Raw genomic sequence first — 15,057 nt, forward strand, 5'->3', positions numbered from 1 at the left:
AAAATAGGAGATCGTCCCATTCCTGAAATGTTTGAAATAAAATAAAGTTTTTGGGTATGGTTTCGCTTATTTGGAACAAGATAATTTTAGAAATATTAGTGTGAAAATGGGAATTGAAAAAATAATAGTGTTTTAATATACAAATTGTAGAGAAATGACTGGTAAATATTACAGAAAAATAGAATTGTAAATTGTGCAATTTTATATTTTGACAGATTTTTTAGAAACAGCCGATAATCCGGTAATTCTATTGACATCAAAAATAGAAAACGGTATAATAAGGAATGATAAAATGTAATAGATATGCGCTTTTTATGTTGTTTTTCGGTTAAAAAACGGCAGCAGAAAGCAAACGATATTTGGAGCGATAGAATGGATTTGTCGATTATTTTAATCAATTACAATAAAAAAGAATTGACCGAACAAACGATACAATCTGTTTTTTCCACAGTAAAACATATTGAATACGAAATTATCGTGATAGATAATTCCAGTTGCAAAGAACAGCAATATACAAGGGAACATCCGTTGATTAAAACCTATTTAAATGTACAAAATAAAGGGTTTGGCAATGCCTGTAACTTAGGTGCTAGTTATTCCAATGGGGATTATCTTTTATTTTTAAATAACGATACCATTTTACATGAGGGCACACTGGATACGACTGTAGCGTATTGTAAACAGCACCCAGAGATTGGCGCCTTGGGCGTTCGTACATTGTTGGCGGATGGTACATTGGATCATGGCTGTAAACGAGGATTTCCTACGCCAATGAGTTCTCTCTACTATTTTTCCGGTATGGACAGACGCCATCCGGAATCTAAGAAATATGGCGCTTACCGACAGACCTTTGTGAAAGAGGATACGATTACACAAGTGGATAGTGTTTCTGGCTCCTATTTGTTGATGCCAAAACAGATATTTGAACAAATAGATGGATTTGATGACGATTATTTTATGTATGGCGAAGATTTGGACCTGTGCTACCGTGTCAAACAGAATGGGTATCAAGTAGTATATTATGGGCAGGCGAGTATGACCCACCTAAAAGGGCAGAGCGGTTTGAATACAAATCCTGCAATTGTAAACCACTTTTACCAGGCGATGGTCCTGTTTTATAACAAGCATTACCGAAAAAAGTATAATTGTTTGACCAATGGGATTGTTTTAACAGGGATCCGCTTGAAAAAAGCATTGGCCTTACGCCAAATGAAAAAGAGGAAGCAAACCGATGGTTGATATTTTGTTGGCTGTTTATAATGGTGCTGCTTATCTTTCTGAACAGTTGGACTCCATTATAAAACAAACATTTACCAATTGGCGTTTGATCATTTTGGACGATTGTTCCACCGACCAAACCCCTGAAATTGTGGAGCGCTATCAGCAGCGTTATCCAAATAAAATTGAATATTACGTAAACGAAACCAATTCAGGAAACGCCAAGTATACGTTTTTTAACCTGCTTGCCCATTCTACAGCGGACTATGTTATGACATGTGACCATGATGATGTATGGCTGCCCGCAAAAGTGGAATGGACTATGTATAAAATGAAAGAATTGGAAAGCCGCTATGGAGCGACAACTCCGATTTTAGTGCATACAGATTTAAAAATTGTAGATGAACGTTTGTATGAATATTCTTCTTCCATGTTTGAATCTCAGCAGATGGATTATGAGAGGACACAGCTCCATTATTTACTGGCGCAAAATATTGTAACAGGCTGTACCATGATGGTAAACCGTTACTTGTTGGATTTATGTCCGAAATTTCCAGATGATGCGATTATGCACGACTGGTGGCTGGCGTTGGTGGCTTCTGCGTTTGGCAAAATTGGATTTGTAGATCGTGCCACCATTTTATACCGCCAACACAGCGGGAACCAGGTAGGGGCAAAAAATGTAAAGGATATCAAATACCTACTGCACCGTTTCAAAAGCAATGGGGATAACAAGCAAATGGTACAGGATACCTATCAACAGGCTGCTGCCTTTTGGTATTGTTATAGCCATTGCCTTACCCCAAAACAAAAACGGATTGTACAAGCATATGCTACCTTGCCAAAGTATTGGAAAGGGAAGCGGATATTTTTGTTATTCCGTTACCGGCTGTGGAAATATGGAGTGATCCGAAAATTGGGACAGATATTTTATGTATAAAGAACATTCATTGTTATTCAGCTATCAATATTGATGAGGAGGATTTTTTTATGGCTACAAAAGGGATTGTATTGGCAGGAGGAGCTGGAACACGGCTGTATCCTTCCACGATTGCTTGTTCTAAGCAGATTTTAACCGTTTATGACAAACCTATGATTTATTATCCAATTTCTACTTTAATGCTGGCTGGTATCCAGGATATTTTGATTATTTCCACTCCACGTGATACCGAAGTATTTAAAGAATTACTGGGGGATGGAAGCCAATTCGGTGTTCGTTTTTCCTATGTAGTACAAACCGCTCCAAGGGGATTAGCAGAAGCCTTCATTTTAGGAGAAGAATTTATTGGGGATGATAATGTTTGCTTGGTATTAGGGGATAATATCTTCTATGGCTACCGTTTTACAGAGCGCTTACAGGCTGCTGTAAACCGTAAAGATGGCGCTACTATTTTTGGCTACCATGTAAGCAATCCAAAAGCATTTGGCGTTGTAGATTTTGATGAAGACGGAAATGTACTTTCTATTGAGGAAAAACCGGAACATCCAAAATCCAACTATGCGGTTCCAGGATTGTATTTCTATGATAACAAAGTTGTGGAAATTGCGAAGAATGTAAAACCTTCCGCACGTGGAGAGTTGGAAATCACTTCTGTGAACAACGCTTATCTGGAAGCTGGAAAATTAAAAGTAGAATTGTTTGGCCGTGGCATGGCTTGGCTGGATACTGGTACCCACCGTGCGATGCTGGCAGCTGCTAACTTTATTGAAGCGGTACAGACCCGCCAGGGATTGTATGTATCCTGTTTGGAAGAAATTGCTTACCGCAATAAATTTATTACCAAAGAACAGCTGTTACAACAAGCTGACCGTATGAAAACCACAGAATATGGCCAGTATTTATATCAGGTAGCAGAAACAGTTGTTGTGAAATAAGAGGAATTGAATATGAATATTGTCATTACAGGCTGTCATGGACAGTTAGGTACTGAATTACAAAAAGTTTTAAAAACAGGAATATCCGAATTGGGTCCTATTTCAGAAGTATACAAAAATGCGACTGTAGTAGCCGTTGATATTGAAGATTTGGATATCGGAGACTTTGATGCTGTATCCGCCTTTATGGAACAGCATAAACCAGATGTTGTTTTTAACTGTGCGGCAATGACCAATGTAGATGGCTGTGAAACTAACCAAGAAGTTGCGATGAAAGCAAATGCCATTGGTCCAAGGAATCTGGCTGTTATGTGTAAAAAGCTGGATGCAAAACTGGTGCATGTATCAACTGACTATGTGTTTGCCGGAGATGGAAACCGCCCTTATGTGGAATGGGATATTACCAATCCGCAAAGCGTTTATGGTGCTTCCAAAAACCTGGGAGAACAATATGTACGGGAGTTTTGTGATAAATACTTTATTGCTAGAACATCCTGGTTATATGGTTATGTAGGCAAAAACTTTATCAAAACAATGCTGCGCCTTGGAAGAACCAATGGAGCGGTAACTGTAGTAGATGATCAACGTGGAAACCCAACCAATGCGGCTGACCTGGCCTATCATCTGTTGCAATTAGCTGTTACCAATGAATATGGTGTTTATCATTGTACCTGTAATGGTGAATGCAGTTGGTATGAGTTTGCTTGTAAAATCATGGAAGTATTCCATGTAGACGCAAAAGTAAGCCCTTGCACATCAGAAGAATTCCCAAGCCCAACAAAACGCCCAGCGTATTCCTCTTTGGATAATATGATGTTGCGTTGTACTATTGGCGACCATATGCGTTCTTGGGAAGAAGCCCTGGAAAGTTACGCAAAAAACTATAAGGAAGAAGGATAATAAAACATGAAAACTTATTTAGTAACCGGCGGCGCTGGATTTATCGGCTCTAACTTTGTCATTTATATGCTGAACAAATATGATGATGTCAAAATCATCAATGTAGATAAACTAACCTATGCAGGTAACTTGGAGAACTTAAAAGATGTGGAAAACAATCCACGCCATGTATTTGTACAGGCTGACATCTGTGATGAAGCTGCAATTTCTAAAATTTTTGAGGAAAACGAAATTGACTATGTGGTAAACTTCGCGGCAGAAAGCCACGTAGACCGCAGCATCACAAACCCAGAAATCTTTGTGGAAAGCAATGTTATGGGTACCGTAAATATGCTGAAATGCGCCAAAAAGGCATGGCAGATTGGCGATGACCAATACAAAGAAGGCGTGAAATATTTACAGGTTTCTACTGATGAAGTATACGGCTCTTTGGGCGAAACAGGCTATTTTATGGAAACCACTCCATTGGATCCTCACAGCCCATATTCTTCCAGTAAAGCTTCCGCTGATTTGTTTGTAAAAGCTTATCATGATACTTACAAATTCCCAGTGAATATTACTAGATGTTCCAATAACTACGGCCCATATCAGTTCCCTGAAAAACTGATCCCATTGATGATCAACAATGTATTGCAGCATAAACAACTGCCAGTATATGGAGATGGCATGCAGGTGCGCGACTGGTTGTTTGTAGAAGACCACTGCAAAGCAATTGATATGGTAATCCGCGATGGTAAAATTGGCGAAGTTTACAATGTAGGCGGCCACAACGAACGTCCTAATATTGTCATTGTAAAAACCATTATCGATTATATTCAGAAAAATATTGACAGCGAAGTTGGCGAGCACCTCATCAAGTATGTAGAGGACAGAAAAGGCCACGACAGACGTTATGGAATCGCTCCAGATAAAATTAAAGAGGATTTGGGTTGGTATCCAGAAACCACCTTTGAAGTTGGTATCGTAAAAACAATCCAATGGTACTTGGACAACAAAGAATGGATGGATAATGTAACCAGTGGTCAATACCAACAGTACTACGAAAAAATGTACGCAAATAAATAATGACCAAAGGGGCAGTTAATCATCACTGCCCCTATATGGATTTATGAGGAGAATACAAAATGGGTAAATTTAAATTTATTGAAACCGGAATTGATGACTTATTTATTATTGAATCCCAACGTTTTGGGGATGCCCGCGGCTATTTTATGGAAACCTACAACGAAAAAGACTTCCATGACGCTGGCTTGACCATGCGTTTTGTACAGGCAAATGAATCCCGTTCCTGTAAGGGCGTATTGCGTGGAATGCACTTCCAAAAGAACTTCCCACAGGGAAAATTGGTTCGCTGCACAAAAGGGGAAGTTTATGATGTTGCAGTTGACTTAAGAAAAGATTCCAAAACTTACGGAAAATGGTACGGTGTAAACCTCTCTGAGGAAAACAAACGCCAATTTTATGTTCCAGAAGGTTTTGCCCATGGGTTTTATGTATTGAGCGATGTGGCTGAATTTGTATACCAAGTAACAAATTTATATCATCCGGAAGATGAAGGCGCTCTGTTCTGGAATGACCCAGAAGTAGGAATTAAATGGCCTTTGATTGATGGGGTAGAAGTATTACTGAGTGAAAAAGATAAGAAAAACCCATTGTTAAAAGACATCCAGTAGTTGGAAAGGAGTATCGGTTTGAGAGGATACTTAGCTGATTTTAAACGTTATACCCCATTGCTGATGGATTTAACAGGCCGTGATATCAAGGTGAAATACCGCCGTTCCGTTCTAGGGCTGGCGTGGAGTATTTTAAATCCATTGTTAACCATGATTGTATTGACACAGGTATTCGGCTATTTGTTAAAAATTCAAGTGCCGGATTTCCCTGTATTTTATATTGTAGGGTCATCTTTGTTCAACTTTTTTTCAGAAGCGACCAGTGCTTCTATGTCTTCCATTATAGGAGCATCTTCTCTGATCAAAAAAGTATATATTCCAAAGTATATTTTCCCGCTGGAAAAATGTCTATTTAGTTTGGTAAACCTATTATTCTCCTTGATTGCGGTTGTCATTGTTATGTTCTTCCAGGGTATGGTGCCAACCTGGCGGGTAATCTTATTCTTTGTTCCAATTTTATATACCTTGGTGTTCGCAATTGGAATGAGCTTTATTTTAAGTGCTTTAACCGTATTTTTCCGGGATATTCTCCACCTGTATGGGGTTATTATTACCTTGTGGACCTATTTGACACCAATCATTTATCCAGTTTCGTTGTTAAAAAGCGCAAGTGAAGTGGGCGGCATTGCCGGGAATACCCTGTGGACTGTTGTAAACTTAAACCCAATGTACCACTACGTCGAATACTTCCGTGCGGTCGTTATGAATAACGCGGATTATGGGTTTATTCCTGGATTACGTGAGAATTTAATTTGTGCAGGCAGCGCATTGTTTGTATTGGTTGTTGGCGCGTTAGTATTCAAAAAAGCGCAGGATCGTTTTATCCTGCATATTTAACCGAAAAGGAGCTGGCAGTTTTGTCAAATAACGCAGTAGAAATTCGAGATGTAGAAATGCATTTTAACATGAGCAGCGAACGGTTGGAAAGCTTAAAAGAATACTTTATCAAATTAGTAAAACGTGAGCTGCATTTTAAAGATTTTATTGCATTAAATGGTGTAACAGTAGATATCCCAAAAGGGGATGTGTTTGGAATTGTGGGTTTAAATGGTTCCGGTAAAAGTACCTTGTTAAAGATTATTTCTGGTATTTTAAAACCAACAAAAGGATCTGTATCCATCCATGGCAGTATTGCACCATTGATTGAGTTAGGCGCTGGTTTTGATATGGAATTAACCGCGCGGGAAAATATATTCTTAAACGGTTCTGTATTAGGGTATTCCAAAAAATTTATGAAAGAACATTTCGACGAAATTGTTGATTTCTCTGAAATGCATGATTTTTTGGATGCTCCTATGAAAAACTATTCTTCCGGTATGGTGGCAAGGGTGGCATTTGCCATTGCTACTATGACAAAACCAGATATTTTAATTGTGGACGAGATTTTGGCAGTAGGGGATTTCCATTTCCAAGAAAAATGTGAAAAACGTATTGCTGAAATGATGAGCGGTGGTACAACAGTTATTATTGTTTCCCACTCATTAGACCAGATTGAACGTCTTTGTAAACATGTTATGTGGCTGGATCATGGTAATGTAAAGATGATCGGCGACGTAGATGAAGTGTGCGAAGCCTATAAAAATTGTTAAAATAAAAATAGGTTCGGTGTTTTTTCCGAGCCTGTTTTACCAAACTGAGATCATAGGAGGATTGGGACAGGTATTTTTGGAAAATAACCTGTATGGTGTATTATGAGTTTAAAGAGTTTTTTAAAAAATAATAGGCATACCAAACTATTGTATACAGGTTTGGCGAGCTGGAAAAATGATGGCATCCGGATGACATTAGCACGTATGAGAATGCGGAAACACAGAATTTTAAATGAAAAAGAATATATGAAAAACTATCTTCCTTCCAAAGAACAATTGGAGAAAGAACGCAGGACAGTATTTGACAAAGATATTACATTTAGTATTATTGTGCCATTATATAATACTCCTGTTGGATTTTTAAGGGAAATGATTCAGTCAGTGCAGGCTCAAACCTATTCCAAATGGGAACTTTGTTTAGCGGATGGCAGTGATGACCAACACCCAGAAGTACGCCAGGTTTGTGAGCGGTTTGCTGCTAATGATTCCAGGATTCGCTATCAGAAATTAGAGAAAAACTATGGAATTCCTGGTAATACCAATGCTTGTTTGAAAATGGCAACTGGTAATTTTATTACCTTATTTGACCATGATGATATGTTGCATCCTTCTGCTTTATTTGAAAATATGAAGGCAATTACAGAACAAGGCGCGGATTTTATTTATACCGATGAAATGGTATTTGAAGGTAGTATTGCCAATACCGTTTTAATTCACTTTAAACCTGACTTTTCCATTGATACCTTGCGTGGACATAACTATATTTGCCACTTAACTTCCTTTAGCAAAGAGTTGCAGGAAAAAGTAGGGTACTTCTCTGAAGATTATAATGGGAGCCAGGACTATGATATGATCTTGCGTTTGACAGAACAGGCTCAGAAAATTGTGCATATTCCAAAAGTAATGTATTTTTGGAGAAGGCATTCTGGCTCTGTGGCAAGCGATGTCAGTGTAAAACCTTACTGTATGGTTTCCGCGAAAAAAGCGTTGGCAGACCACCTGGAACGTGAGGGGCTGAAAGGGGAAGTAGTGGATTCCAGTATCCTCTCTACCTATAAAATTAATTATGAAATTGAAGGGACACCTTTGATTTCCATTATTATTGCGAATAAAGACCATATTGATGATTTGGATAAATGTCTGAAATCTATTTTTGAGAAAACAACTTATCCAAACTATGAAATTATCATTGTGGAAAACAATAGCGAAGTAAAAGAAACCTTCAGCTATTACGAACGAATGGAACGGGAGCATGACTGTGTACATGTTGTAAAATGGGATGGTATTTTTAACTACTCTGCCATTAACAATTTTGGTGTAAAACACAGTGAAGGTGATTACATATTGTTACTGAACAATGATATGGAAGTCATCACAGAAAATTGGCTGGAAGAAATGTTGATGTTTGTCCAGAGAAAAGATGTTGGAATTGCTGGAGCAAAACTATATTATCCTGACAATACCATCCAACACGCTGGAATTATTGTCGGTATTGGTGGCAGCGCAGGTCATGCCCATAAAGGGTTCCCTCGCAGTGATGGCGGTTATATCCATCGTTTGACCATTGCTCAGGATTTAAGTGGGGTTACAGGTGCTTGCCTAATGACCAAACGTTCCGTTTGGGATGAAGTTGGTGGATTGGATGAAGAAAACTTTGTGGTTGCTTTTAACGATGTTGATTTCTGCTTACGTGTCCGCGAAGCAGGATATTTAGTGGTATTTACCCCTTATGCAGAACTTTACCACTATGAATCCAAGAGCCGTGGTTATGAGGATACTCCAGAAAAACAAAAACGTTTTGACAGGGAAAGAACTCGCCTACGGAAACGCTGGGCGAAAATCCTGGAAGAAGGGGACCCTTACTATAACCCTAACTTTACCTTGGACCGGGAAGATTTTTCTTTGAGAGACCGTTAAGTATTAGAAAGAAGGCGTATTCCATGTCAATTCAAATCAAGATTTGTAGTACACAAGAGGATGTAAAATTAATTGCTGCTTTAGCGGATAAAATTTGGCACGAACATTTTACTCCGTTGATTGGTAAAGAACAAGTGGAGTATATGGTAGAAAAATTCCAAAGTGAGCAGGCAATTGGAGATGCTGTCAACCATCAAAATTACCGTTATTTTATGGCATTTGACGGAGACCGTTTGGTAGGGTACTGCGGTGTACAACCCCAGGAAAAAGAGCTGTTTTTAAGTAAATTATATATGGATCAGGCTTATAGAAAGCGTGGCATCGCAAAAAGTTTACTGGAACAGGCAAAAATATATGCGAAAGAGTTGGGAAAACCGTCTATTTACCTCACTGTTAATAAAGGAAATAATGGTCCTATCGCAGCATATTTAAAAATGGGGTTTACCAATGATGAATCCATTGTAACTGATATTGGAAACGGCTTTGTAATGGATGACTATATTATGCGTCTGCGTTTACAATAAACACGTAGATGAGATATAAAAGGCAGTGGATGTTCCATTGCCTTTTGCGTTATGGAGGAATTGATGGAATATCAAGTAAAAGATGGAAATTTAATCTTACATATCCCGGGTTTTTCTCTGGTTGACAGCTTGGATTGCGGTCAGTGTTTCCGGTTTGAGCAGTTGCCTGATGGCAGGGTTTGCGGTATGGCGGGAAACCATTTTTTATCTGCTTTCCAGCAAGGAGATCAAATTACCTTTGAACATATGGAAAAGCAGGAGTTTGAGTCCTTTTGGAAGGATTATCTGGATTTAGATACGGATTATCCAGCAATCCAAAAGGTGATTTGCCAAGACAAAACCATTGCTGCTGCTTGCGAATATGCGGGTGGTATCCACATTTTAAGGCAGGATAGTTGGGAAGCGCTGTGCAGTTTTATCCTCTCTCAAAACAATAATATTCCAAGGATTAAAGGAATTATTTCGCGGTTATGTGAGAATTTTGGGGAGAAAACAGAATATGGCTATGCCTTTCCCACATTACAACAGCTTTCTCAGTGTAATTTGGAGGATTTATCTGTATTACGGGCTGGTTTCCGCGCAAAATATTTGTTGGATGCCATTCAAAAAATCAATTCTGGCGAAGTGGATTTGGAACGGGTACGCACTGCGGATTTTCCACAAGCGAAAGAGGAATTGTTGAAAATTTGCGGCGTTGGAACAAAAGTTGCGGATTGTGCGTTGCTGTTTGGATTTTACCGTTTAGAGTCTTTTCCAATTGATGTGTGGATGAAACGTGTAATGGAACATTTTTACCCTGATGGGTTTCCAGAATACGCAAAACCGTATGGTGGAATTGCCCAACAGTATTTGTTCCATTATATCCGTACTTGTCCAGATCAGATCCCAGATGAAATACGGAAAAAGCAGAAAAATGCCGGATAATCAGGTGTTTTTTGTGATTTGTTCGCTTGACAGAACCCCTTGAATTTTATATAATATAGGGTATTGTCAACAAGTTAATTTTTAATATAAAATAGATTTATTGGAGGTAGTCATTTTGGAAACGAAACAGACGATTTTGACCAGTGAGGGTTTGGCGAGACTGGAAGAAGAATTAGAAGAGCTGAAAACGGTCAAACGTAAAGATGTAGCGGATAAAATTAAAGTTGCACTTTCTTTTGGCGACCTTTCTGAAAATAGTGAATATGATGAAGCAAAAAATGAGCAGGCGATTATTGAAGCAAGAATTGCCCAGCTGGATGCAATGCTAAAAAATGCGAAAGTTCTGGACGATGATGAAGTAACTACAGATAAAGTAAGCGTTGGTTCTAAAATCAGATTAAAAGATATTGAATTTGACGAAGAAGTAGAGTACTCTATTGTTGGTTCTACCGAAGCCAATCCGGATGAAGGAAAAATCTCGGATGAATCTCCAATCGGAAAAGGCTTAATGGGCCGTAGTGTTGGGGATGTTGTAGAGATTGAGGTTCCATCCGGAATGATTGAATTTGAGATTTTGGAAATTTCAAAATAGGGTGAAGAACGTCCGGTGGTTAGCTATAATACTGCTAACCACCTTTTATTCAGGAATAACAGAAAAATAATATGGAGGTAATTATGGCGAACAACGAGAATCGTACTGAACAAGTACAGGATTTAAACGAACTGTTGCAGATTCGACGTGACAAGCTGACAGAATTGCAGGAAAATGGACAAAATCCTTTTGAAATTACCAAATACGATGTGACAGCACATTCGAAAGAAATTATTGAAAATTTTGATTGCTTTGAAGGAAAAACTGTTTCGATTGCAGGTAGGATGATGTCCAAACGTGTCATGGGGAAAGCAAGCTTTGCCCACTTTCGGGATAATGACGGTTTAATCCAATCCTATATCCGGAAAGATGAAGTAGGCGAGGACGTTTACCTGGGCTTTAAGAAAATGGATATCGGGGATATTGTAGGAATTGAAGGTACTGTTTTCCGCACACAGCATGGGGAAGTTTCCATTCGTGCACAGAAATTGGTGCTGCTGTCTAAAAGCCTGCTTCCTTTGCCAGAAAAATTCCATGGTTTAAAGGATATGGATACAAGATACCGCCAACGCTATGTTGATTTAATTGTAAACCCAGAAGTAAAAGATACTTTTGTAAAACGCAGTAAAATCATTACAGAAATCAGAAGATTCCTGGATGGGGAACAATTCTTGGAAGTAGAAACTCCAGTATTACATACGATTGCCGGAGGCGCTACAGCACGTCCATTTATCACCCACCACAACGCACAGAACATGGATATGTATATGCGTATCGCGTTAGAGCTCCATTTAAAACGTTTGATTGTCGGTGGTTTTGAACGTGTTTATGAATTGGGCCGTGTATTCCGCAATGAAGGGATGGATACAAAGCACAATCCAGAATTCACTCTGTTAGAATTATATCAGGCATATACAGATTATGAAGGTATGATGAACCTGACAGAAAATCTGATCCGCACAGTGGCACAAAATGTATTGGGGACAACCACTTTGGTATACGGCGACCAGGAGATTGATTTAGGCAAGCCATTTGAACGTATCTCCATGACTGATGTGGTCAAAAAATATAGTGGAGTTGACTTTAACGAAATTACTACTTTGGAACAAGCCCGTGCGGTGGCGAAAGAACATCATATTGAATATGAAGAACGCCATATGATTGGAGATATTTTAAACCTGTTCTTTGATGAATATGCGGAAAAGAATCTGGTACAGCCAACCTTTGTAACCGATTATCCAGTTGAAATTTCCCCACTGGCGAAGAAAAAGCCATCAAATCCAAAATTAACTGAACGTTTTGAGCTGTTTATTTTGGGTAGGGAACATGCAAATGCATTCTCTGAATTGAATGACCCAATCGACCAGAAAGAACGTTTTGAGCATCAGGTGGAATTGAAAAAAGCTGGAGATGATGAAGCTGGCGATATGGACACTGACTATATCACTGCTTTGGAATATGGTATGCCACCAACAGGCGGCTTGGGAATTGGAATTGACCGTTTGGTAATGCTGTTGACCAATAGTGAAAGCATCCGTGATGTATTGTTATTCCCGACTATGAAGCCATTAAGCGAATAATGACATGAGCCTTATTGCAAATAAGCAATTATAGAAAAAACAGATAATGAAAAAAGCCCCTTATGGTTTTTATATTACCATAGGGGACTTTTTTGTGTTATAGAATCATTCTCCCATAAAAGTTGAAAAGATCGGATTTAAATAAAAAGAATCTTGTCATTTTATACAAGAAAAGGTGAAATTTTTTATCGCTATAAATTAGAATAAATCATGAATTGAGGTTTTTTGTTGCATCTTGTTATGTTATAATAAAAAGAACGGTCACTAAGGCTGGCTGAAAAAAGGAAAATAAAATGAAAAAGTGCAATTTTTATTATAATTGTGCGAATAAGGAGGAATTTGATTGGCTGAAAGAAAGATTATTCAGGTAGAAGACAAAGTCCCGATGAAGTTGATGGTTCCGCTGAGTATTCAGCACATGTTTGCCATGTTTGGCGCTTCAGTGCTGGTTCCATTTATGTTTGGGATTAATCCGGCAATTGTACTACTTACCAACGGTATCGGTACATTGCTGTTTATTCTAATTACCAAAGGGAAAGCTCCAGCTTATTTAGGATCTAGTTTTGCCTTTTTAGCTCCAGCGGGGTTGGTAATTGATAAATGGGGATATTCCTACGCCCTTGGTGGATTTGTGGTTGTGGGGCTGTGTGGATGTCTATTAGCTTTTATCATTTATAAATTTGGAACGAAATGGATTGATATTGTACTCCCTCCAGCTGCTATGGGGCCGGTCGTTGCTTTAATCGGATTAGAATTGGCAGGAAGTGCGGCATCTAATGCGGGAATTTTGGCGACGACATCTTATAACATTGTAGATCAGGCAAAAGGGCTATATGAGCAGGTTGTAACCCCCGTAGCAATGAATAACATGATTGTATTCTTAATTACTTTGGGTGTTGCAGTATTTGGAAATGTGTTGTTCCGCAAATTTTTTGCTGTTATCCCAATTTTAATTGCAATTGTGGTAGGCTATATTGCCGCTATCATTTTTGGGGTAATTGATATGGCAACGATTCAGGAAGCAATCGCAACTCCAATTTTTACATTACCCGAATTCCAACTACCTCATTTTGATCCACAGGCAATTTTGATTATTTTACCAGTTATTCTGGTTATTGCGTCAGAACATATTGGCCATCAGGTTGTAACCAGCAAGATTGTTGGGCGTGATTTGTTAAAAAATCCAGGATTACATCGTTCATTATTTGCAGATAATTTTTCTACCATGTTGTCCGGTTTGGTGGGGTCTGTTCCTACTACCACATATGGAGAAAATATCGGTGTTATGGCGATGACTAAAGTGTATTCTGTCCGTGTTATTGGTGGGGCAGCAGTATTATCCATTTTATGTTCCTTTATTGGCCCTATGTCCGCTTTAATCAATACTATTCCAGGGCCAGTAATTGGTGGGATTTCTTTCTTGCTGTACGGAATGATTGGTACTTCCGGTATCCGTATTTTAGTGGACTCTAAAGTGGACTACGGAAAGAGCAGAAACCTTACCTTGACATCGGTTGTATTTGTGACAGGTTTATCTGGCGCTGCGGTTCAGCTCGGCAATGTGGAGTTGAAAGGTATGGTGCTAGCATGTATTGTTGGTATGATATTATCCCTGCTGTTCTATATTTTTGATAAATTAAAATTGACCAACGATAGAGAGGAAGAACAGTCCGCTGAAAATCCAGAGAAATAAATATCTTTATAAAATTATTGAACACCTGCTATTCTATTAGTAGGTGTTCAATATTATTTTAACAAGATAAAACCTGCTATGAAACGAAACATTCATAGAGCAGGTTTTATATAATGATAAAGGTTCTAAATTGAGTACTTATAATTTAGCAATGAGATTTATTTGCAGAAGAAATAGAGTACTTCTTTTAGAATTTTCAAAAACAACTAATTTATTGATGGTTGTTTTGTTAACAGAAACTTGAGTGATATCTACTTAACTGGTTGTTTAAGTATTTCAAAGAAGTGTCATTTAGAAATTTATAAGATTGGCAATAATGGAGGTAATATGTACTATCCACGATTAAAAGATTTAAGGGAAGACCATGATTTAAAACAAAAGGAAGTTGCGGCAATTTTGGGGATTGACCAAAGGGTATACAGCAATTATGAAACAGGGAAAAGGGAAATCCCAACTCGGTTTGTGATCCAACTTGCGGAGTTTTACCATACCAGTACGGATTATATTTTGGGGCGGACAACGCTGATTACACCTTATCCATACAAAAAATAAAAGCCACCATATGGTGGCTT

At 38.5% G+C, this 15,057-nt stretch carries 15 protein-coding genes; all 15 read left to right on the forward strand.

Going from position 1 to position 15,057, the window contains the following annotated elements; translation table 11 throughout:
- The first annotated feature begins 372 nt into the window (after positions 1-372).
- The 15 genes from H8Z77_RS11180 (at position 373) to H8Z77_RS11250 (ending at position 15,037) form a co-directional block, all read left to right on the forward strand.
- Positions 373-1,239 (forward strand): glycosyltransferase family 2 protein, encoded by an 867-nt coding sequence (locus H8Z77_RS11180; RefSeq protein WP_186997048.1) that lies wholly within the window; start codon positions 373-375, stop codon positions 1,237-1,239.
- Positions 1,232-2,158: a glycosyltransferase family 2 protein gene (locus H8Z77_RS11185; protein WP_186997049.1), complete on the forward strand. Its 927-nt coding sequence runs from the start codon at positions 1,232-1,234 to the stop codon at positions 2,156-2,158. Before H8Z77_RS11180 ends, H8Z77_RS11185 begins: the two co-directional genes overlap by 8 nt.
- Positions 2,159-2,208: 50 nt before the next feature.
- Positions 2,209-3,093: a glucose-1-phosphate thymidylyltransferase RfbA gene (gene rfbA, locus H8Z77_RS11190; RefSeq protein WP_069987097.1), complete on the forward strand. Its 885-nt coding sequence runs from the start codon at positions 2,209-2,211 to the stop codon at positions 3,091-3,093.
- A 12-nt stretch (positions 3,094-3,105) separates the two neighbouring features.
- Positions 3,106-3,993, forward strand: coding sequence for a dTDP-4-dehydrorhamnose reductase (rfbD, locus tag H8Z77_RS11195; protein WP_069987098.1), 888 nt, complete (start codon positions 3,106-3,108; stop codon positions 3,991-3,993).
- Positions 3,994-3,999: 6 nt separating this feature from the next.
- Positions 4,000-5,058, forward strand: a complete 1,059-nt coding sequence (gene rfbB, locus H8Z77_RS11200; protein ID WP_069987099.1) for a dTDP-glucose 4,6-dehydratase — start codon at positions 4,000-4,002, stop codon at positions 5,056-5,058.
- Positions 5,059-5,117: 59 nt separating this feature from the next.
- Entirely contained in the window at positions 5,118-5,666 is a 549-nt protein-coding gene (gene rfbC / locus H8Z77_RS11205) for a dTDP-4-dehydrorhamnose 3,5-epimerase (protein WP_069987100.1), read from the forward strand.
- A gap of 18 nt (positions 5,667-5,684) precedes the next feature.
- Entirely contained in the window at positions 5,685-6,503 is an 819-nt protein-coding gene (locus tag H8Z77_RS11210) for an ABC transporter permease (RefSeq protein ID WP_186997050.1), read from the forward strand.
- 56 nt (positions 6,504-6,559) lie between these two features.
- Complete coding sequence (locus H8Z77_RS11215; RefSeq protein ID WP_069987149.1) at positions 6,560-7,255, forward strand: ABC transporter ATP-binding protein; 696 nt, start codon at positions 6,560-6,562, stop codon at positions 7,253-7,255.
- A 189-nt stretch (positions 7,256-7,444) separates the two neighbouring features.
- The gene (locus tag H8Z77_RS11220; RefSeq protein ID WP_286165604.1) at positions 7,445-9,172 is read left to right on the forward strand and encodes a glycosyltransferase family 2 protein; all 1,728 of its coding nucleotides are present in this window, start codon (positions 7,445-7,447) and stop codon (positions 9,170-9,172) included.
- Between the two features lie 23 nt (positions 9,173-9,195).
- On the forward strand, positions 9,196-9,696 hold the full coding sequence (locus H8Z77_RS11225; protein ID WP_083256328.1) for a GNAT family N-acetyltransferase: 501 nt from the start codon (positions 9,196-9,198) through the stop codon (positions 9,694-9,696).
- Positions 9,697-9,759: 63 nt separating this feature from the next.
- Positions 9,760-10,620, forward strand: a complete 861-nt coding sequence (locus H8Z77_RS11230; RefSeq protein WP_186997052.1) for a DNA-3-methyladenine glycosylase family protein — start codon at positions 9,760-9,762, stop codon at positions 10,618-10,620.
- A 112-nt stretch (positions 10,621-10,732) separates the two neighbouring features.
- Positions 10,733-11,212 carry a transcription elongation factor GreA gene (greA, locus tag H8Z77_RS11235; RefSeq protein ID WP_069987151.1) on the forward strand — a complete coding sequence of 160 codons (480 nt, stop codon included), beginning with the start codon at positions 10,733-10,735 and terminating at the stop codon, positions 11,210-11,212.
- 83 nt (positions 11,213-11,295) lie between these two features.
- Positions 11,296-12,792: a lysine--tRNA ligase gene (gene lysS / locus H8Z77_RS11240; protein WP_186997053.1), complete on the forward strand. Its 1,497-nt coding sequence runs from the start codon at positions 11,296-11,298 to the stop codon at positions 12,790-12,792.
- Between the two features lie 385 nt (positions 12,793-13,177).
- Positions 13,178-14,485, forward strand: a complete 1,308-nt coding sequence (gene uraA / locus H8Z77_RS11245) for a uracil permease (RefSeq protein WP_069987152.1) — start codon at positions 13,178-13,180, stop codon at positions 14,483-14,485.
- A 327-nt stretch (positions 14,486-14,812) separates the two neighbouring features.
- On the forward strand, positions 14,813-15,037 hold the full coding sequence (locus H8Z77_RS11250; protein WP_186997054.1) for a helix-turn-helix domain-containing protein: 225 nt from the start codon (positions 14,813-14,815) through the stop codon (positions 15,035-15,037).
- Positions 15,038-15,057: the final 20 nt, after the last annotated feature.

Source organism: Clostridium facile (assembly GCF_014297275.1).
GTDB lineage: Bacteria > Bacillota > Clostridia > Oscillospirales > Ruminococcaceae > Massilioclostridium > Massilioclostridium facile.

Coding starts and splice junctions, on each gene's coding strand:
- H8Z77_RS11180 (WP_186997048.1), top strand. CDS start 373: ATGGATTTGTCGATTATTTTAATCAATTACAATAAAAAAGAATTGACC.
- H8Z77_RS11185 (WP_186997049.1), top strand. CDS start 1,232: ATGGTTGATATTTTGTTGGCTGTTTATAATGGTGCTGCTTATCTTTCT.
- rfbA (WP_069987097.1), top strand. CDS start 2,209: ATGGCTACAAAAGGGATTGTATTGGCAGGAGGAGCTGGAACACGGCTG.
- rfbD (WP_069987098.1), top strand. CDS start 3,106: ATGAATATTGTCATTACAGGCTGTCATGGACAGTTAGGTACTGAATTA.
- rfbB (WP_069987099.1), top strand. CDS start 4,000: ATGAAAACTTATTTAGTAACCGGCGGCGCTGGATTTATCGGCTCTAAC.
- rfbC (WP_069987100.1), top strand. CDS start 5,118: ATGGGTAAATTTAAATTTATTGAAACCGGAATTGATGACTTATTTATT.
- H8Z77_RS11215 (WP_069987149.1), top strand. CDS start 6,560: ATGCATTTTAACATGAGCAGCGAACGGTTGGAAAGCTTAAAAGAATAC.
- H8Z77_RS11220 (WP_286165604.1), top strand. CDS start 7,445: ATGACATTAGCACGTATGAGAATGCGGAAACACAGAATTTTAAATGAA.
- H8Z77_RS11225 (WP_083256328.1), top strand. CDS start 9,196: ATGTCAATTCAAATCAAGATTTGTAGTACACAAGAGGATGTAAAATTA.
- H8Z77_RS11230 (WP_186997052.1), top strand. CDS start 9,760: ATGGAATATCAAGTAAAAGATGGAAATTTAATCTTACATATCCCGGGT.
- lysS (WP_186997053.1), top strand. CDS start 11,296: ATGGCGAACAACGAGAATCGTACTGAACAAGTACAGGATTTAAACGAA.
- uraA (WP_069987152.1), top strand. CDS start 13,178: ATGAAGTTGATGGTTCCGCTGAGTATTCAGCACATGTTTGCCATGTTT.
- H8Z77_RS11250 (WP_186997054.1), top strand. CDS start 14,813: ATGTACTATCCACGATTAAAAGATTTAAGGGAAGACCATGATTTAAAA.